Source organism: Microbacterium sp. NPDC055357 (assembly GCF_053644835.1).
This window is the reverse complement of record NZ_JBSHLZ010000014.1, coordinates 1-24,897: the sequence shown is the minus strand read 5'-3', so window position 1 is coordinate 24,897 and position 24,897 is coordinate 1. Positions and strand designations below refer to the sequence as shown.

At 70.7% G+C, this 24,897-nt stretch carries 23 protein-coding genes; 11 read left to right on the top strand and 12 right to left on the bottom strand.

The features are described 5' to 3' along the window. The first annotated feature begins 57 nt into the window (after positions 1-57). Entirely contained in the window at positions 58-900 is an 843-nt protein-coding gene (locus tag ACWICD_RS13775; protein ID WP_454140497.1) for a UbiA family prenyltransferase, read from the top strand. 5 nt (positions 901-905) lie between these two features. Here the strand turns inward: ACWICD_RS13775 and ACWICD_RS13770 are convergent, their stop codons facing one another. From ACWICD_RS13770 to ACWICD_RS13760, 3 genes are read right to left on the bottom strand one after another with little or no spacing between them, the layout of a single operon-like run. Beyond that, positions 906-2,045, bottom strand: coding sequence for an FAD-dependent oxidoreductase (locus tag ACWICD_RS13770; protein ID WP_454140496.1), 1,140 nt, complete (start codon positions 2,043-2,045; stop codon positions 906-908). Next, positions 2,038-2,685 carry a methyltransferase domain-containing protein gene (locus ACWICD_RS13765; RefSeq protein WP_454140509.1) on the bottom strand — a complete coding sequence of 216 codons (648 nt, stop codon included), beginning with the start codon at positions 2,683-2,685 and terminating at the stop codon, positions 2,038-2,040. Before ACWICD_RS13765 ends, ACWICD_RS13770 begins: the two co-directional genes overlap by 8 nt. Before the next feature lie 44 nt (positions 2,686-2,729). Further along, complete coding sequence (locus ACWICD_RS13760) at positions 2,730-3,875, bottom strand: type III polyketide synthase (RefSeq protein ID WP_454140495.1); 1,146 nt, start codon at positions 3,873-3,875, stop codon at positions 2,730-2,732. Between the two features lie 120 nt (positions 3,876-3,995). On the opposite strand from ACWICD_RS13760, the gene rraA reads away from it, so the two are divergent. Further along, complete coding sequence (rraA, locus tag ACWICD_RS13755; protein WP_376126940.1) at positions 3,996-4,463, top strand: ribonuclease E activity regulator RraA; 468 nt, start codon at positions 3,996-3,998, stop codon at positions 4,461-4,463. 39 nt (positions 4,464-4,502) lie between these two features. Further along, positions 4,503-4,889 carry a VOC family protein gene (locus ACWICD_RS13750; RefSeq protein WP_454140494.1) on the top strand — a complete coding sequence of 129 codons (387 nt, stop codon included), beginning with the start codon at positions 4,503-4,505 and terminating at the stop codon, positions 4,887-4,889. A 90-nt stretch (positions 4,890-4,979) separates the two neighbouring features. Here the strand turns inward: ACWICD_RS13750 and ACWICD_RS13745 are convergent, their stop codons facing one another. Both ACWICD_RS13745 and ACWICD_RS13740 read right to left on the bottom strand, forming a co-directional pair. Then, positions 4,980-6,098, bottom strand: coding sequence for an ABC transporter permease (locus tag ACWICD_RS13745; RefSeq protein ID WP_454140493.1), 1,119 nt, complete (start codon positions 6,096-6,098; stop codon positions 4,980-4,982). Continuing rightward, positions 6,095-6,979 (bottom strand): ABC transporter ATP-binding protein, encoded by an 885-nt coding sequence (locus tag ACWICD_RS13740; RefSeq protein ID WP_376126935.1) that lies wholly within the window; start codon positions 6,977-6,979, stop codon positions 6,095-6,097. The genes ACWICD_RS13745 and ACWICD_RS13740 overlap by 4 nt, the downstream gene beginning before the upstream one ends. A gap of 219 nt (positions 6,980-7,198) precedes the next feature. Between ACWICD_RS13740 and ACWICD_RS13735 the strand changes: the two genes are divergently transcribed. Then, on the top strand, positions 7,199-7,768 hold the full coding sequence (locus tag ACWICD_RS13735) for an NADPH-dependent FMN reductase (RefSeq protein WP_376126933.1): 570 nt from the start codon (positions 7,199-7,201) through the stop codon (positions 7,766-7,768). Positions 7,769-7,889: 121 nt separating this feature from the next. On the opposite strand, the gene ACWICD_RS13730 is transcribed toward ACWICD_RS13735, so the two are convergent. The 3 genes from ACWICD_RS13730 to ACWICD_RS13720 form a co-directional block, all read right to left on the bottom strand. After that, positions 7,890-8,549, bottom strand: a complete 660-nt coding sequence (locus tag ACWICD_RS13730; RefSeq protein ID WP_376126931.1) for a response regulator — start codon at positions 8,547-8,549, stop codon at positions 7,890-7,892. Beyond that, entirely contained in the window at positions 8,546-9,802 is a 1,257-nt protein-coding gene (locus ACWICD_RS13725) for a sensor histidine kinase (protein WP_454140492.1), read from the bottom strand. The genes ACWICD_RS13730 and ACWICD_RS13725 overlap by 4 nt, the downstream gene beginning before the upstream one ends. A 155-nt stretch (positions 9,803-9,957) precedes the next feature. Beyond that, positions 9,958-10,797 (bottom strand): exodeoxyribonuclease III, encoded by an 840-nt coding sequence (locus tag ACWICD_RS13720; protein WP_454140491.1) that lies wholly within the window; start codon positions 10,795-10,797, stop codon positions 9,958-9,960. A gap of 41 nt (positions 10,798-10,838) precedes the next feature. Between ACWICD_RS13720 and pyrE the strand changes: the two genes are divergently transcribed. Both pyrE and ACWICD_RS13710 read left to right on the top strand, forming a co-directional pair. Beyond that, the gene (gene pyrE / locus ACWICD_RS13715; RefSeq protein ID WP_454140490.1) at positions 10,839-11,417 is read left to right on the top strand and encodes an orotate phosphoribosyltransferase; all 579 of its coding nucleotides are present in this window, start codon (positions 10,839-10,841) and stop codon (positions 11,415-11,417) included. A gap of 157 nt (positions 11,418-11,574) precedes the next feature. Continuing rightward, positions 11,575-15,258, top strand: a complete 3,684-nt coding sequence (locus tag ACWICD_RS13710; RefSeq protein ID WP_454140489.1) for a phosphodiester glycosidase family protein — start codon at positions 11,575-11,577, stop codon at positions 15,256-15,258. Positions 15,259-15,465: 207 nt separating this feature from the next. Here ACWICD_RS13710 and ACWICD_RS13705 read toward each other — a convergent pair whose 3' ends face one another. Next, positions 15,466-16,275, bottom strand: a complete 810-nt coding sequence (locus ACWICD_RS13705) for an HAD-IIA family hydrolase (RefSeq protein WP_376126922.1) — start codon at positions 16,273-16,275, stop codon at positions 15,466-15,468. A gap of 81 nt (positions 16,276-16,356) precedes the next feature. Between ACWICD_RS13705 and ACWICD_RS13700 the strand changes: the two genes are divergently transcribed. Beyond that, a complete protein-coding gene (locus ACWICD_RS13700) occupies positions 16,357-17,301 on the top strand; it encodes an SDR family NAD(P)-dependent oxidoreductase (RefSeq protein WP_454140488.1) in 945 nt (314 codons plus the stop codon). 6 nt (positions 17,302-17,307) lie between these two features. On the opposite strand, the gene ACWICD_RS13695 is transcribed toward ACWICD_RS13700, so the two are convergent. Further along, positions 17,308-17,943 carry a metal-dependent transcriptional regulator gene (locus ACWICD_RS13695; protein WP_376126918.1) on the bottom strand — a complete coding sequence of 212 codons (636 nt, stop codon included), beginning with the start codon at positions 17,941-17,943 and terminating at the stop codon, positions 17,308-17,310. Positions 17,944-17,995: 52 nt separating this feature from the next. Between ACWICD_RS13695 and ACWICD_RS13690 the strand changes: the two genes are divergently transcribed. Continuing rightward, entirely contained in the window at positions 17,996-18,622 is a 627-nt protein-coding gene (locus tag ACWICD_RS13690; protein WP_454140487.1) for a TrmH family RNA methyltransferase, read from the top strand. 6 nt (positions 18,623-18,628) lie between these two features. Here the strand turns inward: ACWICD_RS13690 and ACWICD_RS13685 are convergent, their stop codons facing one another. Beyond that, positions 18,629-19,951 (bottom strand): MATE family efflux transporter, encoded by a 1,323-nt coding sequence (locus tag ACWICD_RS13685; RefSeq protein WP_454140486.1) that lies wholly within the window; start codon positions 19,949-19,951, stop codon positions 18,629-18,631. Positions 19,952-20,016: 65 nt separating this feature from the next. Between ACWICD_RS13685 and ACWICD_RS13680 the strand changes: the two genes are divergently transcribed. After that, complete coding sequence (locus tag ACWICD_RS13680; protein WP_376126912.1) at positions 20,017-21,999, top strand: M13 family metallopeptidase; 1,983 nt, start codon at positions 20,017-20,019, stop codon at positions 21,997-21,999. 96 nt (positions 22,000-22,095) lie between these two features. Beyond that, positions 22,096-23,319: a Fic family protein gene (locus tag ACWICD_RS13675; protein WP_454140485.1), complete on the top strand. Its 1,224-nt coding sequence runs from the start codon at positions 22,096-22,098 to the stop codon at positions 23,317-23,319. A 56-nt stretch (positions 23,320-23,375) separates the two neighbouring features. Here the strand turns inward: ACWICD_RS13675 and purU are convergent, their stop codons facing one another. Further along, complete coding sequence (gene purU / locus ACWICD_RS13670; protein WP_454140484.1) at positions 23,376-24,257, bottom strand: formyltetrahydrofolate deformylase; 882 nt, start codon at positions 24,255-24,257, stop codon at positions 23,376-23,378. A gap of 232 nt (positions 24,258-24,489) precedes the next feature. Between purU and ACWICD_RS13665 the strand changes: the two genes are divergently transcribed. Beyond that, positions 24,490-24,897, top strand: a 408-nt coding sequence (locus ACWICD_RS13665) for a hypothetical protein (protein ID WP_454140483.1), incomplete at its 3' end; no start/stop codon positions are given.

The window sequence follows — 24,897 nt, the reverse complement described above, 5'->3', positions numbered from 1 at the left end:
CGCGCGGGTGAGGGCGGGGCTCGCGGGGTGGGCGCCGGGGGCGTGAGAGTATCGAGCGTGGGCGTCGTGCGAGGACTGTGGGGATCGTCCCACCCCGGGCCGACGCTCGTCGTGAGCGCCCTCGCGCTCGCCCTCGGGCTCGCCGTCTCGCTCGACCCGTGGCGCCTCGCGCTGCTGACGCTCGCGGTGTTCGCAGGGCAGCTGTCGATCGGCATCTCCAACGACGCGCTCGACGCGGCCCGTGATCGCGCCGTCGGCCGCACCGACAAGCCCCTCGCCCGCGGCGACGTGAGCCTTCGAGCCGCGTGGGTCGCGGCATCCGGCACCCTCGTCATCGCCCTGGTGCTGTCCGCAGCTCTCGACTGGCGGATGCTGGCAGCTCACGCTCTCCTGCTCGGCTCGGGCTGGTCGTACAACGCCGGCCTCAAAGCGACCGCCGTCTCGGTCGTGCCGTTCATCGTGAGCTTCGGCGTCTTCCCCTCGCTCGCGCCGCTCTCGGCGCCCGAGCCGACCTTCGCCGCGGGATGGGCGTGGATCGCCGGAGCCGCCTTCGGCGTCGCCGTTCACCTCACGAACGTGCTGCCCGACCTCGACGACGACGCGCGCACGGGCGTGCGGGGCCTGCCGCACCGGATCGGCCCGCGCTGGTCGGCCGTCCTCGCAGCCGTGGCCGTGAGCGGGGGAGCCGCCGCCGTGCTGCTCGGCCCGGCGGCGGGAGATCCGGCCGCCGTCGCACCGCTGTCGTGGGTGTTCTTCGCGGGAGTGCTCGTCGTCGCGGCCGCGACGGTGCTCCGCGCGCTCGTGCGGCCGCCGGCGCGCATCCTCTTCCGCCTCGTCATGCTCGCGGCGCTCCTGCTCGCGGCGCAGCTCGTCGCTTCGGGGTCGGCGCTGTCGGGCTGAGCGGCTCAGCCGAAAGACCGCGCGTCGCGGTCCAAGCCCATCGCGTACGTCCGCGCGAGCACGGGGCGCACCGGGGGCGCGAGCATCGCGCGCACTCCGCCGCGCCGCACGGCGTCGGCGCGGCCGAGCGACCTGCCGACGGCGGTGTTCGCGGCGGCGAGCCGCGCGGCGGTGCGAGCGGATGCCACGCGCCGGCGCTCCCACCGGGCGAGGCCGGCGTCGGGTGCGATGCCCGCGTGCATCCACTCCGCGAGGAGCGGCGCGAGCGTCGCCGCGTCGAGGAAGCCGAGATTCATGCCCTGACCGCCGATGGGGCTCACTTCGTGCGCGGCGTCGCCGATGACGAGCACCCGTCCGTTGCGCAGCCGCGGCGCGACGAACCGCCGCACGCCGAATCCCGTCGCCGCGGTGATGTCCGTCGTGTCGAGCCCGCGCGCCGCCACCGCGGCCCGCAGGCGCGCGAGACGGGCTGCGGGCTCGGGGTCGGCGTCGGCGGCGTCCGACGCGACGAAGCGGCGCCGCCCACCGGGCAGCGGGAACGACTCCAGCACTCCGCCCGCGTCGAGGTGCACGACGGCGATATCCGGCGGACCGGGGGCCGCGGCATCCGCCATCACGTACCGGTCGGGGTACGCGTGCACGCGCGCGGCGCTCTGCCGGAAGACGAGGTCGCGACCGCCGGCACCCGTCGCCACCACGACGATCCGCGGTTCGCGCTCGACGGTGCGGCCGTCGACGCTCGAGCGCACGAGCACCCGGTCACCGCGGGGGAGCACCGCGGTCACGCGAGAACCGCGTACCGGGGCCGGGGTTCGCGCCGCGAGTGCGGCCTCGGTCGCCGACTGCGGAAGCGTCGCGACGAAGGGGAAGCGCGCCGGGATCCGATCGAAGCGCACGACGCCGAGGAGGCGATCACCCGAGCGAGCCTCGCCGCGCTTCACCCGTGTCGCGTCGCCGAGGAGACGCTCGGTGACACCGCCGGCCTCGAGCGCGGCCAGCGCGGGGGGATGCACCCCGATGGCCCGCGAACCGGACGACGCCGAAGCCCGCTGTTCGAGCACCTCGACGTCGACGCCGCGTCGGGTGAGTTCGCCCGCGAGCAGCAGGCCGACGGGACCGGCTCCCACGACGACGACGTCAGCCACGCCCGTCACCGACCGCGAGCAGCCGGAACGCGGCGGGCGACTCGACCTGCCACGGCGCGCCCAGTGCACTCTGCAGCTCGGACCGGGTGTAGCTGCGCCGGATCGAGCGCAGCCCGTCGGTGCGCAGGAACGTGCCCGGCGCGAGCGGCGTGATGCCGACGGCGAAGAGACCGTAGGCGCGGCGACTGCGCGCGATGTCGGCGTGCAGGACGATCCCCGACGACAGGGCGAGCGAGTCGTCCGCGAACCGCTGCAGCTCGTCGTCGGAGAGGTGGTGCAGCACGTGGTTGGAGACGACGGCGTCGAAGCGCTCTCCCGCGCGACGCAGATCGCCGGAGGTCGCCCGCACGTGCGCGATGCCGGGTGCGGCGCGGGATGCCGCGATCGCCCGCGCGTCGGGATCGGCGCCGACCCATTCGACGCTCAGCCCGTCGGCGCGGGCCAGCCCCGCGAGGCGGCCGAGCAGGTCGCCGCCGCCCGATCCGAGGTCGAGGACCCGGGCGGGCCGGTCGAGCGCGCGAAGCGCTGGCCGGAGCCGGTCGCGATACACCCGCCCCCAGCCGGAGACGAGCCGGTTCACGATCCCGAAGCGCGCGTAGGTCGCGGCGAGCCGTCGCGGGTCGCACGCCGGGTCGTCCATGAGCTCGCGGACGTCGCGGTCCCGCCGACGGAGGTCGACCACCGTCACCCGGCCACCGTCTCGAGGTCGCGCATCGCGGTCACCGGCGGGGTATCGACACGCGCCGCGTGCCGCACGAGCCGGGCAGCCTCGACCGTGAGTCCGGGGCCGAACGCCATCGCGCCGATGCGCGCGCCGTCGGCGGTGTCCCGTGACCACAGCTCATCGAGGACGAACAGGATCGTCGAGCTCGACATGTTGCCGTAGCGGCGCAGCACGTCGCGCGAGGCCCGCAGCGCGTCAGGCGGCGCGCCGAGCGCCTCTTCGACGCGATCGAGGATGCTGCGCCCGCCCGGATGCACCGCCCACGCGTCGATGCCGTCCGCGGCCAGCAGGGTGGGCAGCGACGAGTGCGCGTGCGCCCCGACGAGGCGGGGAACCTGCGCCGTCAGCGTCATCTCGAACCCGGTGTCGCCGATGGTCCACTGCATCTCCTTCTCGCCGTCGGGGAGCAGCTGGGTCTGGAAGCCGTCGAGCTCGAGGCGTTCGGCGGCCTCGTATGCCGGGTCGGCCGTCACGATCGCGGCAGCGGCGCCGTCGGCGAAGACCGAAGCCGCGACGATCTGCTCGGGGTCGGACGAGCTGCGCAGGTGCAGCGAGCACAGCTCGGCGGTCGCGACGAGCACGATCGCCGCGGGGTCGCTCGCCGCGATGTGCCCCGCGAGGCGCAGCGCGGGAAGCGCGGCGGCACAGCCGATGAAGCCGAGGTGGTAGCGCTGCACCCCCGGGTCGAGCGACAGGTCGCGCACGAGCTCGATGTCGGGTCCCGGCGCATACAGGCCCGTGCACGAGACCGTCACGACGTGCGTGATGCGGCGGGCGCTGAGGCCCGCGCGCGTGATCGCGGAGGCGGATGCCGCGGCGAAGAGCGCGGGCGCGCTCCGGCGGTACTCGTCGTTGCGTGCACCCGTCGGCGGAGCGAGCAGTGCGCCGTCCGCGGCCACGACGGGCAGTCCGCTCGCGGGTTCGCCCGCGAGATCGGGCAGCACGGTGTGACGCGTGTCGATCGCGGAGGCGCCGAACGCGGCATGGATGAGCCGCCGCGCGCGACGGTCGAGGCCGGGTTGGCTCGCGAACAGATCGCGCACGGCATCCTGCGCGAGAAGGGTCCGCGGGACCGCGGTGCCGATGGACAGGATGCTGGGAAGCATGGTTCAGGATATGCCGGATGCCGTCCTCGGCGCGCTCCCTGGCGCATGCCGGGGAAGGCGTCTATTGTGCCGCGCGTCGATTCCTCGACCGGATGCGGCGATCCGCGTAGCGTGGCGGGTATGACGATCGCGACCGCAGACCTTTACGACGACCGCGGCGACGAGCTCGACTCGCTCCCGCTGCAGTTCCAGGACCTCGGCGGGCGCGCGGCGTTCGACGGCCCCGTGCGCACGATCCGCTGCCACCGTGACAACGCCCTGGTCAAGGAGCTCCTGGCGACACCCGGTGACGGTGCCGTCCTCGTGATCGACGGGGCCGGCTCGCTCGAATCGGCGCTCGTCGGCGACCTCATCGCGGCATCCGCGGTCGAGAACGGGTGGTCGGGGCTCATCGTGCACGGCGCGATCCGCGACCGTGAAGCGCTCGCGGGCCTCGATCTCGGCGTCAAGGCGCTCGGCTCCAATCCGCGCAAGAGCGCCAAGGTCGGCGTCGGCGAGGTCGACGTGCACGTCACGGTGGGCGGCGTCGTCTTCGCCCCCGGCAAGCACGTCTGGGCCGACGCCGACGGCGTCCTCGTCGAGAAGTAGCCCCTCGACACGGGGTGGAAACGGGCGGATGCTGTCAGCATGACCGGATTCACGACAGACGGCGCCTTCAGCGGCTTCTCCGTCGACGACATCGATGCGGCCCGCTCGTTCTACCGCGACACTCTCGGTCTGGACGTGCGCGACAACGAGATGGGATTCCTCGAGCTGCGGCTCGGCTCGGGCGGCAGCATCCTCGTCTATGCGAAGCCGAACCACACGCCGGCGAGCTTCACGATCCTGAACTTCCCCGTCGGTGACATCGAGTCGGCCGTCGACGCGCTCATCGCGAAGGGCGTGCAGACGAAGATCTACGGCGACGACGAGTTCCCCTCCGATGCCAAGGGCATCGTCCGCGGGGAGGGCGGGCCGCCGATCGCCTGGTTCCGCGACCCGGCCGGCAACGTCCTGGCCGTGCTCGAGGACTAGCCCCTCTGACGGCGAGACTGCAACGGCACGCCGAGACTGCGGGTGATACCCACGGTCTCGGCGGGCCGTTGCAGTCTCGGGGTCAAAGGGTCAGCCGCGCAGGGCCTCGGTGAGCTTGACGCGGGCGCCCATGCGCAGGAGCGAGTTCTGGTAGATCTTCGCCCCCACGAGGATCGCCGCGATGCAGGTCACGAGCAGGATCGCGAGCGAGAGCAGCGGCTCCCACCACTCGGCCCAGCCCAGGAACATCCGCATGGGCATGCCGATCGGCGCCGAGAACGGCACGTACGACATGACCGACAACACGATGGGGTTGTTCCAGAAGAAGATCACCAGGAAGTACGGCGCCATGATCAGGAACATCAGCGGCGTCGTGGTCGAGCCGATGTCCTCCTGACGCGACACCATCGCCGCGGCCGCGGCGAACAGCGCGGCGAGCAGGATGAACCCGAAGAGGAAGAAGATCGCGAACCAGGCGATCGGTGCTCCGAGCCCCTGCAGCAACTCGGTCTGCCCCGTGATCGTCAGTCCTACGACCGCGATCGCCGCCAGGATCAGCAGCTGCGCCATCGCGAGGATCGTGTTTCCGATGACCTTGCCCGCCAGAAGCGCGCGCACGGGGATCGCCGAGATGAGCAGTTCGACTACGCGCGTCTGCTTCTCTTCGACGACCGACTGCGCGATCGTCGCCCCGAACAGCTGCGCCGAGAACAGGAAGATGACCCCGAAGCCGATCGCCGCGATGTAGCCGAGGAAGTTGGGTGCGTTCTCGGGGTCGAGCAGCTCGACAGGCGGCGGCACCGACAGTCCGAGCAGCAGCGTCGACGACACGTCGTTCTCGGCGATCACGACGAACCCGACGGGGGACGACGCATCGCCCACGAGGGCGACGTCGACATCGCCGGCGCGCACGAGGTCTTCCGCCGCGGCGCGGTCGGCGACCTCGGTCACCTCCAGCCCCGTCGTCGGGGGCAGGTGCGGCTGCGCGTCGGCGGTCACGGCGACGGGCGTGCCCCCACCGCTGCTCGCCGCGAAGCCGGCCCACAGCACGCCCGCGAGCGCGATCGCGAACAGGATCGCGAACGAGATGATGAACGACTTGCTGCGCACCTTCGAGCCGATCTCACGCTCGGCGACGAGCCACGTGCTCTGCGCGAAGCTGGGTGCGGTGACGGCCGCCGTGCGGCGGGTGGGTGTCTGCGTGGTCACTGGATGACCTCCTTGAAGATCTGGGCGAGAGACGGATGCTGCGGGGCGAAGCTCGCGACATCGCCCTCGGCGACGGCGCGGCGCAGGACCCGCTGGGCGGTCTCATCGGAGTCGGCGTCGAACACGGCGTACCCGCCGTCGAAGTCGAGCACCTCGACGCCCGGCTCGTCGCGCAGCCACCCCGCGTCGCCGGCCGAGACCAGCTCGAAGCGGCGCGTGGAGTGCTCGGCGCGCAGCGCGTCGCGGGCGCCGGACGCACGGATCGCGCCGCCGGCGATGATGACGAGGTCGTCGCACAGGCGCTCGACGACGTCGAGCTGGTGCGACGAGAAGAGCACCGACGCTCCCGCCGCGGCGCGCTGCTGCAGCACGTTCGCGACGACGTCGACCGCGAGCGGGTCCAGGCCCGAGAAGGGCTCGTCGAGGATCAGCACCTTCGGGTCGTGCACGAGCGCCGCCGCGATCTGGGCGCGCTGCTGGTTGCCCAGCGAAAGCGTCTCGACGTTGTCTTCGAGGCGCTCGCCGAGCCCCAGCTCTTCGAGCAGGGCGCGCGCGCGGGCCGCGGCATCCGTCTTCGAGAAGCCGTGCAGGCGCGCGAGGTACACGATGTGCTCGAGCACCTTCATCTTCGGATATAGCCCGCGCTCTTCGGGCATGTAGCCGAACGAGCGACGATCGGATGCCGTCAGCTCGGCGCCGTCGAGAGACACGGTGCCGTCGTCCTTCGCGAGGACTCCGAGGATGATGCGCATCGTCGTCGTCTTGCCGGCGCCGTTCCCGCCGACGAATCCCGTGAGCCGGCCTGGGCGCACGTCGAACGTGATGTCGTCGAGCACACGGCGTGTGCCGTAGCTCTTGGTGATGCCGCTGAGGCTCAGCATGATCCGCCTTTCGATCGTCGAACGACATCAACGCTACGGATCGGTCGCGGCGGCGACCTCCCCCGGCGGGTGGGTCTTGCCGCTCCCCCCGAAGGAGGAGCGGGCGAAATTCTTCATGCGCGGGAATAGAACGAGGTCGATGTCTGGTTGGCTGTCTGTGGAACGTCCACGGTGGTCCCCGCCGGGGACGCCTTTCTTTTTTCACGGAGGAATCCCGCTATGACCGATCGGACCATCGGCTACATCGTCGGCAGCATCTCGTCGACCTCGATCAACCGTCGCCTCGCCAAGGCGCTGGAGCGTCTCGCTCCCGAGGGCACGACGCTCGTCGAGATCCCGATCGCGGATCTGCCCTTCTACTCACCCGACCACGACGCGGACTACCCGCAGGTCGCGCTGGACTTCAAGAAGGCGATCGACGAGGTCGACGGTGTCATCATCGTCACGCCCGAATACAGCCGCTCGATCCCCGGCGTGCTCAAGAACGCCCTCGACTGGGCCGCGCGCCCCTGGGGTCAGGCCTCGTTCGACGGCAAGCCGGCCGCCGTCATCGGCACGTCCGGCGGCGGCATCGCGACCGCCGCGGCGCAGCAGCACCTGAAGGCCATCCTGAGCCACTACAACGCTCCGACCCTCGGCCAGCCCGAGGGTTACGTGCAGTCGCTCCCCGGCCTGTTCACCGAGGACGGCGAGGTCACCAACGACCAGACCGCCGAGTTCCTCGTGAGCTACCTCGAGGCGTTCAACGCCCTCGTCGACCGCTACGCGCGCGTCGCCGTCGCCGCCTGAGCGCGTCGGCACTGACTGGTTGATTGGCCGCGAGACCGCATCCGCGCGCCGAGACTGCGGGGTTCACCCGCTGTTTCGGCCGTCGGATGCAGTCTCGCGGCCAGTGGTCTTCGGGGCGGGTTCAGGTGAGGCCGTGGCGGTGGGCGTAGACGACGGCGGCGACCCGGTCGCGGGCGCCGAGCTTCTGCAGCACGTTCGACACGTGCGTCTTGACGGTCGCCTCGCCGATGTAGAGCCGTGCGGCGATCTCGGCGTTGCTCATCGCCTGCGCGACGAGCCGCAGCACCTCGCCTTCGCGTTCGGTCAACCCCTCCGCATGCACCTCGGGCTCCGGCGCCGCGGCGGCAGCCGGATCGGCCGCCGACGCGAAGCGCTCGATCACCCGCTTCGTCACCTCGGGGGCGAGCAGCGCATCGCCGGCGGCGGCCACCCGCACGGCTGAGACGAGCTCCTCGGGCCCCGCGTTCTTCAGAAGGAACCCGCTCGACCCGGCGCTCAGCGCCGCGAACAGGTAGTCGTCGCGGTCGAACGTCGTCACGATCACGACGGCGGCGTCGACGGCGGCATCCGCGACGATGCGCCGCGTCGCCTCGAGGCCGTCCATCGTGGGCATCTGCACGTCCATGCAGATCACATCAGGACGAAGAGCGGATGCCGCGGCCACAGCTTCGACGCCGTCTGCGGCCTCACCGACGACCCGGATGTCGCCGGCTGCTTCGAGGATCATCCGGAACCCCGCGCGCATGACGGCGTGGTCATCGACGAGCAGCACGCCGATCACGAGACGGCCCCGGTCGGCAGGTGCGCCCGCACGAGGAACCCGCCACGGCTGCGGGGACCGTACTCGAGCGTGCCGCCCGACGCGGCCGCACGCTCGCGCATGCCGACGAGTCCGAGGCCCGGCGCGATGAGGGCCGACCCCCGCCCCGTGTTGGCGACTTCGAGTTCGACCGTGTCCGGGCTGTAGCGCAGGCGCACGTCGGCGGTGGCATCCGGTCCGGCGTGACGGCGGACGTTCGTGAGCGCTTCCTGCGCGATGCGGTAGACGTTCACCTGCGTCACGTCGGGAAGCGCGACGGCGTCGCCGACGACCGTGAGGGTCGTGGGCAGGCCGTTCTCGTTCGCGTGCACCACGAGGTCGGCGAGCGCGTCGAGGCTCAGCGTCGAGGCGTCGGGGGTGTCGCCGGGTGACGTGCGCAGCGTCTCGAGCAGGTGGCGCAGTTCGCCGAGCGCCGAGCGGGCGGACTCCTCGACGGTGACGAGGGCCGCGCGCGTGGCATCCGGATCGCGGTCGAGAACGGCCCGCGCGGCTCCTGCCTGCACGCCCATCGCCGACACGTGGTGCGCGACGACGTCGTGCAGTTCGCGCGCGATGCGCACGCGGTCGAGCGCGACGGCCTGCGCCGCGGTGACTTCGCGCTCGGCTTCGAGTTCGCGCGTGCGCTCCTCGAGCGCGGCGCGTTCCCTCGCCGCGGCGTACGCGCGATCGCCCATGTAGTACGCGCCGCCGAAGAACGCGGCGTTGATGAGCAGCTGCATGAGCATGAAGGCGACGAACGGCGAGAACAGTCCCACGCGCGACAGGCCCTCGTCGGCGGGGGCCGTCGCGGCCTGGAACATCGTCACGAGCAGCCACACGAACATCGCGACGATGACGACGACGCGCACGATCGTCGCCCGGCGCCGGTTCTCGACCCAGGCGCCGACGGTGTACATCGCGATGAAGATGGCGACGTTGCCCACGTAGAGCTCGGGGATCTGCACCGTGACACCGACGAAGAACGCGGCCGCGACGACGAGCACCACGATCTCGGGAAAGCGCCGGCGCAGCGCCAGGGGCGCCGCCAGCGCCAGGGCGTAGAGGAGGCCCCACGCGAGGGGCGGCGAGTCTGTTCCGTAGACCCCGGCCACCGAGCCGAGGGCCGTGCTGAGGATGCCGGCGACGAGCAGCGCGGCGGCCAGCCACGCATCCGTGCGAAGGTCGCCCGGCGACAGGGGCGGGCGCACGCCGGTGGACGCTTCGGGTGTGGCCATGCGTCCACGCTACGCGGCAGCGGAGGCCGCGGCCTCCCCCGCGAGAGGGATCCGGGCGATGGGCGACCCGCAGCCCGCACGCACCTCATCGTCGATCAGCTGGTCCCGCCCGGGGATGCCGCGCTGCTCGAGCGATTCGCCGCGTCGTTCCGGATCTAGAAGATCATCGGCCGATCGTCGTCGTCGGGACCGGTGAGGTCGAGATCGACCACGACGGGGACGTGATCCGACGGGGCCTGACCCTTGCGCTCATCGCGGTGAATCGCCGCACCGGCGACGGCGTCGGCGAAGGCGTGCGAGCCGAGGATGAAGTCGATCCGCATGCCCTGATTGCGGGGGAACCGCAGCTGCTTGTAGTCCCAGTAGGTGAAGCCCGTCGGCACGAGCGGACGCACGACGTCCTGCACGCCGGCGGCCTCGATCGCCGCGAACGCCTCGCGTTCGTGAGCGGAGACGTGCGTCGAGAACCCCTGCACGATCTCGGGGACGCCGTTGTCGGCGTCGGTCGGGGCGATGTTGAAGTCGCCGGTGAGGGCGAGCGCGAGGTCGGGGTTCCGTGCCAGCGCGTCGCGCGTGTATCCGGCGAGCTGGGCGAGCCAGTCGAGCTTGTAGTAGTAGTGCGGGTCGCCGAGCGCACGCCCGTTGGGCACGTACAGGCTCCACACCTCGACACCGCTGATGGTCGCGCCGAGCGCGCGCGCCTCGTGCGGTGCATCCGGACCCTCGTAGCCCTTCTCGAAGCCGGGCATGCCGGGGAACGATGTGCGCACGTCCTCGATCGGCTCGCGGCTCGCGATCGCGACCCCGTTCCACTGCGAGAACCCGTGCGCCTCGACGTGGAATCCGGCGTCTTCGAAGGCCGCGAACGGGAACTGCTCGACCTTGCACTTGATCTCCTGCATCGCGAGGACATCGATATGCTCGCGCACCGCGAAGTCGACGATCCGGTCGACGCGGGCGCGGATGGAGTTCACGTTCCAGGTGGCCAGGCGCATGGGTTCCAGCCTAAGACGAGTGGTTCCCTAGACTCTCATCCATGACCGTCGCGTCCACACCCGAACTCGAAGCCGACCGCCAGTACCTCATCGCCCTCATCGAGGACGAGGCGGTCTTCCACGGCGACTTCACGCTCTCGAGCGGCAAGCAGGCGACGTATTACGTCGACATGCGCAAGCTCACCCTCGACCACCGCGCGGCGCCGGCGATCGGTCGCATCATGCTCGATCTCATCCGCGATGTGGACGGGGTCGTCGCGATCGGCGGGCTGACCCTGGGTGCAGACCCGATCGCGAACGCCGTCATGCACGAATCCGTCCGCACCCCCCGCCCGCTCGACGCGTTCGTCGTGCGCAAGGAGCCCAAGGACCACGGCCGGGGTCGGCAGGTCGAGGGCGCGGATGTCGTGGGCAAGCGCGTCGTCGTCGTCGAGGACACCTCGACGACGGGTCAGTCCGCGCTCGCGGCCGTCGAGGCGCTGCGCCGAGAGGGCGCCGAGCCCGTCGCCGTCGCCGTCATCGTCGACCGCAAGACCGGCGCCCAGGCCGCGATCGAAGCCGAAGGGCTGACGTGGCTCGCCGCCGTCGACCTCGACGACCTGGGGCTCGAGCCGCAGTAGCGCGGCATAGCACACCGAGATGACGCGTCGCGAAGACGCGCGTTAGCCGGCGCGCAACCGCGCGGGCACGACCGGTTCACCGAGCGCCTCCACGATCGAGAGGCCCGGGATCGATCGATCCTTCGGCATACCCGTGATTCCCCCGAAGGAGCACTCCGTGTCCCGCATTTCCCAGAGGACGTGGCCCGGAGGCATCGCGGCAGCGGTCGCAGCGCTCGCGCTGACCGTCGCCGTCGTGCCCTCGCCCGTCCACGCCGCGCCACTCGAGCCGGTCTACGTCGATGGCATGAACCTCGACTCCGGCGGCACCGCCGTCATCAACGATCTGCAGCGCACCGACGTCGCTCCGGGACTCGTGCACGTGGCCTACGAGCGCCTCGACGCGACCGGCTGGCAGCAGGTCGACATCCTGCGGGCCGAGCTGAGCGAGGACACCGTGCGGGTCGGCTACCTCACGCCCGAGACCGTGTCGGGCCCCGGCGCCACCGTCACCGAGCTCGTCGACGGCTCCGGCGCGATCGCGGGCGTCAACCTCGACCGGTTCGACATCAACAACTCCAACGCCGCCGCGGGGTGGGGCGTGAGCGGCGGAGAGCTGATCAAGAGCGGCAATCCGGATGCCTCGGCGTCGATCGTCATCGACGAGAACGGCCTCGGCTCGCTCGCGAACCTGCTGCTGGTCGGCGCGGCCGGGTTCGGCGAGCAGAGCGTCGCGATCCGCGGCATCAACACCTTCGCGCTCGACGGCGGCGTCGGCCTGTACACGTCGCAGTGGGGCGCCTTCTCGCGCGCCCGCGCCCTCAACGGCGCGGCGGGCGTCGAGGTGCTCATCGGCGCCGACGACACGGTGCTGTCGGTCTCGGAGGCTCCGGCGGCGGGCACGCTCGAGCCCGGCGTCCGCGCTCTCGTCACGAAGGCCGACGGGCCAGAGGCCGCGGTCCTGCGTTCCCTCGAGCCGGGTGACGCCGCCGACATCGCGTACTCGATCGACGCCGGTGCACTCGACGTGCGCGAAGCCGGCGGTGCGTGGCACCGGATCCTGCGCGACGGTGTCGTCGTCGACGCGGGCAACCCCGACCTGCACCCGCGCACCATGGTGGGCTTCAGCCAGGACGGTGCGACGGCGTACTTCGTGCAGCTGGACGGCCGCAGCGCGATCGCGCGCGGCATGACACTGACAGAGCAGGGCCGGTTCATGAAGGACCTCGGCGCGCACGACGCGACCAACGCCGACGGCGGCGGCTCGAGCCAGATGAACGTGCGCGACTCCGGACAGCGGACGTCGCGCATCGTCAACACGCCGTCCGACGGCTTCGAGCGTCACGACGGCGACGGCCTGGGGTTCTTCCTCGCGCAGCCGAGCTCCGGCGTACTCGCCGGGTACCGGCTCGAGCCGGCGCTCGCCGGCGTGGGCGGCCTGCGGGTGTTCCCCGGTCTCTCGCGCACGCTGAGCGCCCACGGACACGACGAGGCGGGCACGGCGGTCGCCGCGTCCGTCGGGGAGTGGGCCTCGGCCGATTCCGCGATCGCGACCGTCGCGGACGGCGTCGTGCATGGCGTGAGCCCCGGCGAGACCACCGTCACGGCGCGGACGGGTGCGGCGGACGGCTCCGCCGAAGCTCAGGTGCTCGGTGACCTCGACCGGATCACGACCGACCTGACGACCATCAACCTCGAGGCGAAGGACGCGACGGCCGTCGTCACCCTCACCGGTCACGACCCGCAGGGCTTCGCCGCGCCGATCGAGGCGCGCGATGTCACGGTGGTCAACCCCGCGCCCGAGACGTTCTCGGTCGAACCGACCGCCGACGGCCGCTTCCAGGTGACCGCGATCGGCGACGTCGGAACCACGACGCTCGCGTTCGAGGTCGCCGGCGAGCGCACCGAGGTCGCCGTCGCGGTGCCGCTCGAAGTGCGCCTCATCGACGACTTCAGCACGATCGAGGGCTGGACGACCGCGCACGACCGTGCGCCGACGGGCGGCATCGCGCCGGGCGAAGGCCACGACGGCGACCCCAGCATCCGGATCGACTACGACTTCACGGAGTCGACGGGCACGCGCGGTCGCTACGCCGTCGCCCCGGGCGCCGTGACCGGCGGCTCCGGCGGCATCGACATCCCCGGCATCCCCCAGAAGCTGTCGGTGTGGATCAAGGGCGACGGCAACGGCTCGCTGCTGCGGCTGCAGGTCATGCAGGCCAACGGCGTGCGCAACTGGATCGACGGCCCCGGCGGATCGCAGTCGCTGCACGCGACGTGGACCGGCTGGGAGCGTGTCGACTTCCTCGTGCCCGAGACGTTCGCCTTCCCGCTCAAGCTCGAGCGCATCCGCGTGCTCGAGACGGTCGCCGCCAAGCAGTACACGGGTTCGCTCGAGTTCTCGAAGATCTACGCCTACCTGCCCCCCGAGGGCACGCAGTCGCCTGCGCTCGGGCGCGCAGAGGATCCGATCGTCGTCGACGCCGGTGAGACGGATGACGACGCGCTCCGCGTCGCCGTCGTCTCGGACGCGCAGTTCGTCGCCCGCGATCCCGACAGCGGCGCCGTGCAGGGGGCGCGCGACGCGCTGCGCGAAATCGTCGCGGCCGAGCCCGACGTCATGCTCCTCAACGGCGACTTCGTCGACGAGGCATCCGCGGCCGACTTCGAGCTGGCGAAGCGGATCCTCGACGAGGAGCTCGCGGACGTCGACTTCCCCTGGTTCTACCTGCCGGGCAACCACGAGATCATGGGCGCGTCCATCGACAACTTCCGTGCGGCGTTCGGCGAGACGAACCGCACGGTCGACATCGACGGCACGCGGCTCATCATGCTGAACTCCGCCAGCGGCAAGCTCGCCACCGAGTTCGCCCAGGTGCAGATGCTGCGTCAGCAGCTGGATGCCGCGGCATCCGACTCCGCCGTCACGGGCGTGCTCGTCGTCTCGCACATGCCGACGAACGACCCGCTGCCGACCAAGGGCAGCCAGCTGAGCGATCGGAACGAGGCGGCCCTCGTGGATGACTGGATCCAGCAGTTCCGCGCCGAGTCCGGCAAGTCCGCGGCGTACATCGCCGGCCACGTCGGCGCATTCCACGCGTCGAGCGTCGACGGTGTCCCGTACGTCGTCAACGGGAACTCGGGCAAGAGCCCGGCCTCCACGCCCGCCGACGGCGGGTTCACCGGCTGGACGATGCTGGGCATCGACCCGGATCAGGGCACCTGGCGCGACGCGACCGACGCCTGGCTCGAGGTCGAGACGAAGCCGCGCGTGGACGAGGGCGGACTCACCGTCGATGCACCCGGCACGCTCGGCCTCGGCGGGGCTGCGGAGATCTCGGCCGAGTTCGCGCAGGACGAGGGTGCGCGCACCGTGCCCGTGGCCTGGCCGGTCTCGAGCCGGTGGGGTGGCGAGGGCGTTCACATCGGCGCGGCCGAGGATGCGCCGGCCGGAACGATCGTCGCCGTCGATCCCCGTGACGGCACGGTCTCGGCGCTCGCCGTCGGCGACGCGCAGATCGCGGTCACCGTCAACGGCGAGACCGCGACGGCGCAGATCGAGGTCGTCGCGGATCTGGACGTGTCGGTGTCGGCCGTGACACGCACGCTCGGCGGCAGGCAGTACGTGTCGGTGTCGGTCACCAACGACGAGGCCGCTCCTCTCGATGTGACCGTCGGCTCGGCCTTCGGAGGCAAGACGTTCTCGAACGTGGCACCGGGCAAGACCGTCTCGGTCTCGCTCAACTCGCGCTCGGCCTTCGTGGCCGCGGGCGAGGTCGAGGTGACGGTGACCGGCGAGGTCGACGGGGCTCCCGTCACGGTGACCAAGACGGCTGCCTACCCGGCGGCGCCGACCGAGTAGCCGGACGAACGATGGCCCCCGGGAGACGCGCAGTTCCCGCGATCTCCGGGGGTCATCGTTCGTCGTGCGCGATCGGCGCCCGGTCAGTCCTCGTCGTCGTCGCGGCCGTGCCACCACTGCCAGACGAAGGCGATGAGCGTGCCCAGCAGCACGATGCCCGTCGTCGCGAACAGCAGCGTCTGCTCGAACTCGTTCATCACGGGGCGCTCACAGGTTCTCGGGCAGTTCGGATTCGACGGGTTCGACCGGCAGCAGGTCGGCCACCGAGCCGAGCACCTCATCGGGGCGGAAGGGGAAACGCTGGATCGCGAGCGGGTCGCTGATCCCGGTCAGCACGAGCACGGTGTGCAGGCCCGCCTCGATGCCGGCGACGACGTCGGTGTCCATCCGGTCGCCGATCATGCCGGTCGTCTCGGAGTGCGCGCCGATCTGGTTCAGCGCCGAGCGGAACATCATCGGGTTCGGTTTGCCGACGACGTAGGGCTCCATGCCCGTGGCCTTCGTGATGAGTGCGGAGATCGCTCCGGTCGCCGGCAGGACTCCGTCGATCGAGGGGCCCGTGGCATCCGGATTCGTCGCGATGAATCGCGACCCTGCGCCGATCAGCCTGATCGCCTTCGTGATCGCCTCGAACGAGTAGTGGCGGGTCTCGCCGACGACGACGTAGTCGGGGGCGGTCTCGGTCATGATGAATCCGACCTCGTGCAGCGCTGTCGTCAGGCCCGCCTCGCCGATGACGAACGCCGTGCCGCCGGGCATCTGGCTGCGCAGGAAGTCCGCCGTCGCGAGCGCCGACGTCCAGATCGAGGCCTCGGGGACGACGAGGCCGGACGCACGCAGGCGGGCGGAGAGGTCGCGGGGAGTGAAGATCGAGTTGTTCGTCAGCACGAGGAACGGCGTGCCCGTGTCGCGCCAATGCTCGAGCAGCTCGGCGGCCCCCGGGATGGGCGTGTTCTCGTGGACGAGGACGCCGTCCATGTCGGTCAGCCAGCATTCGATGTCGGCGCGGGTCCGCATGCGCCGAGCCTATCCCGGGTGAATGCCCGCCGACCGCGCGTCCGGCCCCGCCGGCCGTGCACGCGGCGTAGGGTCGGACACGTGCCGTCTTGGAGCCTTCCCGATCTGACCGGCCGCACGTATCTCGTCACGGGGGCCAACGCGGGCCTCGGCTATTTCTCGTCCGAACATCTCGTGCGGGCGGGCGCCCGTGTCCTGATGACAGGCCGGAGCCCGAACCGGCTCGCCGCGGCGCGGACGGCGCTGCGCCGTCGCATCCCGGATCTCACGCCCGACCGTGTCGAGACGATGCTCCTCGACACGAGCAACTACGGTTCGGTGCGCGCCGCGGCGGCGAGCGTGCGGGGGCGCGGCCGGCTGGACGGCGTGCTGCTCAACGCCGGCATCGTGCACCCTCCGACCCGCCGCGAGACGACCGCCGACGGCCACGAACGCGTTCTGGCGACGAACGTGCTCGGTCACTTCGCGCTCGGTGGCGCGCTGCTGTCGACGCTCGCCGCTTCTGCGGGGCGCATGGTGTGGGTCGGCAGCATCTCGACGTCGCTGTGGCCCTACAACCCCGTCGACCCGCACCTCGTCGAGGGGTACACGGCATGGCGCGCGTACGTGCAGTCCAAGGTCGCGACCACGTCGCTCGGGCTCGAAGCCGATCGCCGCCTGCGCGAGGCGGGCGTGCCCGTCGCGAGCGTCGTCGCCCATCCCGGGTACTCGACGAGCGGGCGCACGCCGGGCATCGGCGGCGTCAACGAACCGACCCGGACGACGCGATTCGTCGACAATCTGCAGACGCCGATCACGCAGTCGAAAGAGGCCGGCGCGCAGGCGCTCGTGCACGCACTGGCCGGCGAGGGCGTCGAGGGCGGCTCGTTCTGGGGTCCGCGGTACGTGCTGCACGGCACGCCGCGGCGTGCACGGCCGTCGCGCCTGGGTCGCGATCCCGAGCTCGGCGCCCGGCTGTGGTCGGTCGCCGAGGACGCGACGGGGGTGCGCTGGTCGTTCGAGCGGGCCGCTCAGAGCGCGCGCTGAACGGGATCAGTCGCTCAGCCAGACCGCATCGCCGGCGCCCGGAGGAAGCGCGACCTCGCCGTGCGCGAAGCGCAGCGTCACGGCGTCGACGACCGTGACCGGCATGCCGACCGTGACACCGGCGGACTCGACGGCGCGCAGCAGCTCGGAGTCGCGGTCGCTCACGCGCAGCACGTGCCCGGCATGTCCCGGTGCCGCATCGGACAGCAGGACGAACGGCGTCCTCTGGACGCGACCCTCGGCGTCGGGGATCGCGTCTCCGTGCGGATCGAACCGCGGTCGGCCGAGACGCTGGTCGATGCGCTCGAGGAGGCGGTCGCTCACGGCGTGCTCGAGGATCTCGGCCTCGTCGTGGACTTCGTCCCACGCGTAGCTGAACTCCCGCACGAGCCATGTCTCGATGAGCCTGTGCCGGCGGATGGTCGCCGCGGCGCGCCGCGCGCCGTCGTCGGTGAGGGCGATGGGGCCGTAGGGCCGATGCGTGACGAGGCCCTGCGCCGCGAGCTTCTGCACCATCTCGGTCACACTCGAGGGCGCGAGTCCCAGCTCGGCCGCCAGCTGCGACGGCGTGATGCGGGCGTCCTGCCACTCGGTGTGGTTGTAGATCGTCTTGAGATAGTCGTCGACGACGGGAGAGGCCACGGATTCAGAGTACCCGGCGGCGTGCGCAGACGGCCGCGGGTAGCCTGGGCCGGTGACCGAGCCGACCGTCCCCGCCGAGCCCGAGCCGTCGCACGGTGTCGGGCCGTGGCCGGGCGAGTGGCCCGACGACCCCCGCTACGACCGCGACCTGCTCGCGAACGGCGACCGACGCAACGTGGTCGACGAGTACCGGTACTGGACGATGGATGCCATCGTCGCCGACCTCGACACGCGGCGCCACGCGTTCCACGTCGCGATCGAGAACTGGCAGCACGACATGAACATCGGGTCGATCGTGCGCAGCGCGAACGCGTTCCTCGCCGCCGAGGTGCACATCGTCGGCAAGCGCCGCTGGAACCGCCGCGGCGCGATGGTGACCGACCGGTACCAGCACGTCCGGCATCACGAAGACATCGCCGCGTTCGCCGCATGGGCCGCCGGCGAGGGCATTCCCGTCATCGCGATCGACAACGTCGAGGGGTCGGCGCCCCTGCCCGACGCCGATCTGCCCGAGCGGTGCGTTCTGCTGTTCGGCCAGGAGGGGCCGGGACTGTCGGCGGAGGCCGTGGCCGCGGCATCCGGCGTCGTCGAGATCGCGCAGTACGGCTCGACGCGCTCGATCAACGCGAGCGCGGCGGCCGCCGTCGTCATGTACGAGTGGTGCCGCCGCTGGGCGTGATCGCGATCACGAACCGGCCGTGAGCCACGCGGGCCCGCGCACGCGCCAGCCGAGGGTCGCGAGCCGCGCGAGCATGTAGACGCCGAAGAACGCGCCCGCGAGCCACGCGAGCCCGGCCGCGCCGGTCGGGTGCAGCACGGCGATCAGCACGAGCGCGGGCAGGAAGGGCACGAGGTTCAGCACGCCCGCGATCGCGAGGTACTTCGCATCGCCCGCTCCGATGAGCACGCCGTCGAGCACGAACACGATGCCGCAGACCGGCTGCGCGACGGCGAGCACGAGGAGCGCCGGCATGACGAGGACGGCGACGGCGGGGTCGCCGGTGAAGATGAGCCCCATGACGCCCGACAGCGCCGCCACGACCGCCCCGACCAGCACGCCGAACCATGCGCCCCACGCGAGGGTGCGCGCGAGCACCCGCCGCACATACGGTTCGTCGCCCATGCCCAGCCCCTTGCCGATCAGGGCCTGAGCCGCGATCGCGAGGGCATCCAGCGCGAACGCCGTGGTCGAGAAGAGCGTGAAGGCGACCTGCCATCCCGCGAGCTCGGCGGTGCCGAGACCCGTCGCGACCCCCACGGTCGCCAGCAGCGCGGCGCGCAGCGACACCGTCCGCAGGAACAGCCACCCGCCCGAGCGGGCCGAGCCGCGCACTCCGGCGCGCTGCGGACGAACGGATGCCGCGTGCCGACGCGCGACGCGACCCACGACGACGGCGAACGCGGCGACCATTCCCCACTGCGCTGCGACGGTGCCGGCGGCCGACCCGGCGATGCCCCACCCGAAGCCGTAGATGAAGAGCCAGTTCAGCAGGGCGTTCGCCGCGAAGCCGACGCCCGCGATCCACAGCGGCGTCACGGTGTCCTGCAGCCCGCGCAGCAGCCCCGTGGCGGCGAACACGATGAGCATGGCGGGCAGCCCCCACATCGACAGCCCGAGGTAGATCTGCGCCTGCTCGGCGACGTCGGCGGTCGCGCCGAAGAGCGAGACGAGCAGGGGCGTCGCGAACCACCCCGCGATGGCGAGCACGGCGCCCAGACCGAGCGCGAGCCACATCCCGTCGATACCGACCGAGACGGCCTTGCCGGGGTCGCCCGCGCCGAAGCGGCGCGCGACGGCCGGCGTCGTCGCGTAGGCGAGGAACACCATGAGCCCCACGATCGTCTGCAGGACGGCGGCGGCGATGCCCAGTCCCGCGAGGGGCACGATGCCCAGGTGTCCGACCATGGCGGCATCGACGATGAGGAACAGGGGCTCGGCGACGAGGGCGCCGAGGGCGGGGACCGCGAGGCGCAGGATGTCGCGGTTCAGCGCACTCGTGGGGGGCATGTTCCGATGCTATGAGCGAACACCGGCCGAGCCTGACGGCGCACCGCTCGCCTATCCTGGTTCGCATGACCGAAGCTCTCCCGTCCGGTATCGCGCTCGACGAACTCAGCGCGGACATCCGCCCCCAGGACGACCTGTTCCGTCACGTCAACGGCGCGTGGATCGACCGCACCGACATCCCCGAGGACAAAGCGCGCTGGGGGTCGTTCCACCTCATCGCCGAGCAGGCCGAGAAGGACGTCCACGCGATCGTCGAAGAGTCGCAGGATGCCGCCGAGGGCACCGAGGCTCGCAAGATCGGCGACCTCTACACGAGCTTCATGGACGTCGACCGCATCGCCGCGCTCGGTGCGGAGCCGCTTCGCGACCAGCTCGCCGAGGTCGACCGCATCGACTCGATCCCCGCGCTGCTCCGTGTCGTCGGCGAGCTCGAGCGTGACGGCGTCGCGGGGCTGTTCCACCTCTACATCGAGCCCGATCCGGGCGATCCGCAGCGCTACATCCCGTTCTTCCTGCAGGGCGGACTGTCGCTGCCCGACGAGAGCTACTACCGACTCGACAGCTTCGCTGAGACGCGCACCGCGTTCCGCGCCCACGTGCACCGCATCCTCGAGCTCGCGGGGGTCGCCGACCCCGAGGCATCCGCGGATCGCATCGTCGCGCTCGAGACCGAGCTCGCGACGCACCACTGGGACAACGTCAAGAGCCGCGACGCCGTCGCGACCTACAACCTCAAGACGTGGGGCGACGTGCAGGCGCTCATCGGCGTCGACCTGACGCCGTGGCGCGAGGGCGTCGCGCCGGCGCACGAAGACGCGTTCGGCGAGATCAACGTGTATCAGCCGAGCTTCCTCGAAGGTCTCGGGGGTCTGCTCACCGAAGAGCGGCTCGAGGATTGGAAGGCCTGGCTGCGGTTCGCCGTCGTGCACGGAGCGGCGTCGTTCCTGTCCGACGAGTTCGTCGATGAGAACTTCTCGTTCTACGGCACGCAGTTGACGGGTGTTCCCGTCAACCGCGAACGGTGGAAGCGCGGTGTCGGCCTCGCCGAAGCGGCGATGGGGGAGGCGATCGGGCGCGTGTATGTCGAGCGTCACTTCCCGCCCGCCGCGAAGGTGGCGATGGACGATCTCGTCGCGAATCTCGTCGAGGCCTACCGGCAGTCGATCACGGGTCTGGAGTGGATGAGCCCGGAGACCCGCGAGCGGGCACTGGCGAAGCTCGACGCCTTCACTCCCAAGATCGGCTATCCCGTGAAGTGGAAGGGCTACGACGCCCTCGAGATCGACGCGGGCGATCTCGTCGGGAACGTCCGCCGGGCACACGTGCACGAGCACGACCGTCAGCTCGGCAAGGTCGGCCAGCCGATCGACCGCGACGAGTGGTACATGACGCCGCAGACCGTCAACGCGTACTACAACCCGCTCATGAACGAGATCGTCTTCCCGGCGGCCATCCTGCAGTATCCGTTCTTCGACGCCGAGCGCGACGCGGCCGCGAACTACGGCGGCATCGGAGCCGTCATCGGGCACGAGATCGGACACGGCTTCGACGACCAGGGCAGCCGCTTCGATGGCGACGGCTCGTTGCGCGACTGGTGGACGGATCAGGACCGTGCCGCGTTCGAGCAGCGCACGGCGTCGCTCATCGCGCAGTACGACGAGCTCACGCCCGCGGGCATCTCGGGGGACTACAAGGTCAACGGCGCCCTCACGATCGGCGAGAACATCGGCGACCTCGGCGGGCTGGGCATCGCCCTCAAGGCGTATGCGCTGTCGCTCGGCACGGATTCGGCCGGTGAGCCCGTCGAGGCGCCTGAGATCGACGGTCTCACGGGCGTCCAGCGCGTGCTGCTGTCATGGGCGCAGATCTGGCAGCAGAAGGGCCGGGATGCCGAGACGATCCGGCTGCTCACGATCGACCCGCACTCGCCGAACGAGTTCCGGTGCAATCAGATCGTGCGCAACGTCGACGCGTTCTACGACGCCTTCGGCGTGACCGCAGCGGATGCCCTGTGGCTCGACGAGGACGAGCGCGTCACGATCTGGTGAGGGTGGCGGCATCCGCCACGCGTGCTTCGACGGAAGCGCGCTTAAGAGCACATTGATGCGGAGACAATGTCACTCATCGCCACCTAGAGTGACATTGTGGATACATCAATGTTCGTCAAGGATGCACCGGGCACGCTGGTGCCGATCTCGGGAACGGACTCGATTCTGGGTCCATGGGAGCATCGCGCGTTCCTTCCCGATCCACTCGGGGAGCAGATGCCCTCGATGCAATCCGCGACTTATATGGCGGTCGCAGACGCGCGCGCGGCATTGGCCGCTCTGGACAGTACAGCGCGACAGCTCCCCAACCCGACGCTCCTGCGCTTGCCGACGCTGCGTCGTGAAGCGCAGAGCACGACCGCTCTCGAGGGCACGTACGCGCCGCTCGCCGAAGTGCTGACAGCGGACGAAGACGATCCGGCGACGGCGGAGCTCGTCGAGGTTCTGAACTATGTCCGGATGGCGAACCTCGGCTTCGCGAGGGTCGCCGATGGCCAGTCGCTGACGCTTCCCTTGCTGAGTGAACTGCAGGGGATCCTCATGCGCGGGACTGCGTTGCATGAGGTATCCGGACGTGTGCGTGACGGGCAGGTCGTCATCGGTCGGCGTGCAGACGCGGATCCCTTCGGCTTCCCCGTACACGCGGCGAGATTCGTTCCCGCCCCGGCGGGGTTCGCTCTGGAGACCGGCGTTCGCGATCTCATCGATTGGATGAGGGTCGATCACTCTGCACGGATCGATCCCGTCGTAGCCGCAGCGATGTCGCACTACCAATTCGAGACGCTCCACCCTTTCCGGGACGGGAACGGCCGGCTCGGACGCTTCCTCATCGTGCTTCACCTGCAGCTGACCGGCGTTCTCAGCGAGCCGACGCTCACGGTGTCACCGTGGTTCGAGGCCAGGCGCACCGAGTACTACGACCGGCTGCTCGGAGTGAGCACGAGAGGGGACTGGGATGCCTTCGTGCGATTCTTCGCACGGGGACTGCAGAGTGCTGCAGACCAGACCCGTCAGCAGATGGTCGCGCTTGTCGCGGTGCAGGCGGAGTTGAAGGATCGCGTGCGCGCGTCGAGCCTCAGAGCGGACAGCGCGCACTTGCTCGTCGACTTGGCCGTCGCCAATCCGTCGTTCACCGTCCGCAAGGTCGAGGCTGAGCTCGGCCTTTCGTACGGGCGAGCGAACCGGCTCGTCGGTCAGCTCGTCGATCTCGGCATTCTGCGTTCTGTCGATCCGGACGCTTACAACAGGCGCTTCTTCGCGCCACGCGTGCTCGATGTGCTCACGCAGAACGAGCCGGCGTCCGGCTGGCGCCAGGCCTAGGCTGCAGCGCCGTTGGCAGAGCGTCTCGACTCGCTTGCTCGCTCAACCTTCACGCGTCAGAAGACGATCGTGTGGTTCCCGTGGCGGATGACGCGGTCCTGCGCGTGCCACAGCACGGCACGTGACAGCACCTGACGCTCGACGTCGGCGCCGCGGCGCGCGAGTTCGGCGACGCCGTCGGCGTGGGTCACCCGCACGGTGTCCTGGTCGATGATCGGCCCCTCGTCGAGGTCGTCGGTGACGTAGTGGCTCGTCGCGCCGATGAGCTTGACGCCGCGCTCCTTGGCCTTCTTGTACGGCTCGGCGCCGATGAAGGCGGGCAGGAAGGAGTGGTGGATGTTGATGACGGGCACGCCGACCTGCGCGAGGAAGTCGCTCGAGAGGATCTGCATGTAGCGCGCGAGCACGATGAAGTCGACGTTGCCGACGAGGAGCTTGAGGATCTCGGCTTCGGACGCGCTCTTGTCCGGACCGGGGGTCGAGGGCACGTGGAAGAACGGCACGCCGAACGAGCGCACGTCGTCTGCCGCGGTGGTGTGGTTCGAGATGACCATCGGGATCGAGACGGGCAGGTCGCCGCGGCGGTGCCGCCACAGCAGGTCGAGCAAGCAGTGGTCCTGCTTCGAGGCGAGGATCGCCATGCGCTTGGGCGCGGACTGGTCGGTGAGCGACCACTCCAGGTCGAACCCGCCGAGCGTTGTCGCGAGGTCGGCCTTGATCTCGGGCAGGGCGGCGTCGAGTCCTGGCCGGTGGAACACGACGCGCTGGAAGTACGCGCCCCCCGTCGGGTCATCGGAGTACTGGTCGAAGGCGACGATGTTGCCGCGGTTGCGCGTGATGAGCGCCGAGACGGCGGCGACGATCCCCGGCTGGTCGCTGCCGTGCACGATGAGGCAGGCGTGTTCGGGAAGGAGCTGCGGTGAGGACGGCGCGGACATCCCTCGATTCTGCCGTGAGTTGACGGATGCCGCGGCCACGGGCACGTGCCGGCGGAGTTCAGACGCTCGCCGAAGCGACGGGATCCGCGGACACCTCGATCTGCTGGAGCCGGCCGGTCCCGCCTCGAGCGCGCATCCGCGACGCCGGCACGTGCCGGCGGTCGCATCAGGTCGAACATCTATTCAGATTACCGTCTTCCTTATGTCGTATCTTTGTACTATACTCGGGGGTATGGCGGAGGACCCGTATCCCGAAGAACCGGCACCGGTGCGCCTGCCCGCCGAGCAGGTTCTGACTCATCTTCTGGATGCTGCGTTGGCCGACCATATGGACGCGAATCGTCGTCTGGCGCTTCGTGCGGGTCGTATCGTCGAGGCGATCGATACCGCGGTGCGCCACCCGTACGTGTACACGTCGGTCGAGGGCCGGGCGGGATCGAATCTGGCCGAGCGTGCCGTGATCGTCGATATCGCGTTGCGGTTGCAGCTGTCCGAGCGGACAGTGCACGATGTGGCACGGCTGGTCCGTGACGCGCGTACCCGACTGCCGATGCTGTGGCAGCGTGCCGAAGAGGGCTTCCTCTCGCTCTCGCTCGTGGAGTCCGCCGTCACCGGCGCCGCCCGACTGCTCCCCCCGTTC

Bases quoted from the DNA above. Each gene is read 5' to 3' on its own strand.
- ACWICD_RS13765 (WP_454140509.1), bottom strand. From the start codon at position 2,685: ATGGACGACCCGGCGTGCGACCCGCGACGGCTCGCCGCGACCTACGCG.
- ACWICD_RS13760 (WP_454140495.1), bottom strand. From the start codon at position 3,875: ATGCTTCCCAGCATCCTGTCCATCGGCACCGCGGTCCCGCGGACCCTT.
- rraA (WP_376126940.1), top strand. From the start codon at position 3,996: ATGACGATCGCGACCGCAGACCTTTACGACGACCGCGGCGACGAGCTC.
- ACWICD_RS13750 (WP_454140494.1), top strand. From the start codon at position 4,503: ATGACCGGATTCACGACAGACGGCGCCTTCAGCGGCTTCTCCGTCGAC.
- ACWICD_RS13740 (WP_376126935.1), bottom strand. From the start codon at position 6,979: ATGCTGAGCCTCAGCGGCATCACCAAGAGCTACGGCACACGCCGTGTG.
- ACWICD_RS13735 (WP_376126933.1), top strand. From the start codon at position 7,199: ATGACCGATCGGACCATCGGCTACATCGTCGGCAGCATCTCGTCGACC.
- ACWICD_RS13725 (WP_454140492.1), bottom strand. From the start codon at position 9,802: ATGGCCACACCCGAAGCGTCCACCGGCGTGCGCCCGCCCCTGTCGCCG.
- ACWICD_RS13720 (WP_454140491.1), bottom strand. From the start codon at position 10,797: ATGCGCCTGGCCACCTGGAACGTGAACTCCATCCGCGCCCGCGTCGAC.
- pyrE (WP_454140490.1), top strand. From the start codon at position 10,839: ATGACCGTCGCGTCCACACCCGAACTCGAAGCCGACCGCCAGTACCTC.
- ACWICD_RS13705 (WP_376126922.1), bottom strand. From the start codon at position 16,275: ATGCGGACCCGCGCCGACATCGAATGCTGGCTGACCGACATGGACGGC.
- ACWICD_RS13685 (WP_454140486.1), bottom strand. From the start codon at position 19,951: ATGCCCCCCACGAGTGCGCTGAACCGCGACATCCTGCGCCTCGCGGTC.
- ACWICD_RS13680 (WP_376126912.1), top strand. From the start codon at position 20,017: ATGACCGAAGCTCTCCCGTCCGGTATCGCGCTCGACGAACTCAGCGCG.
- purU (WP_454140484.1), bottom strand. From the start codon at position 24,257: ATGTCCGCGCCGTCCTCACCGCAGCTCCTTCCCGAACACGCCTGCCTC.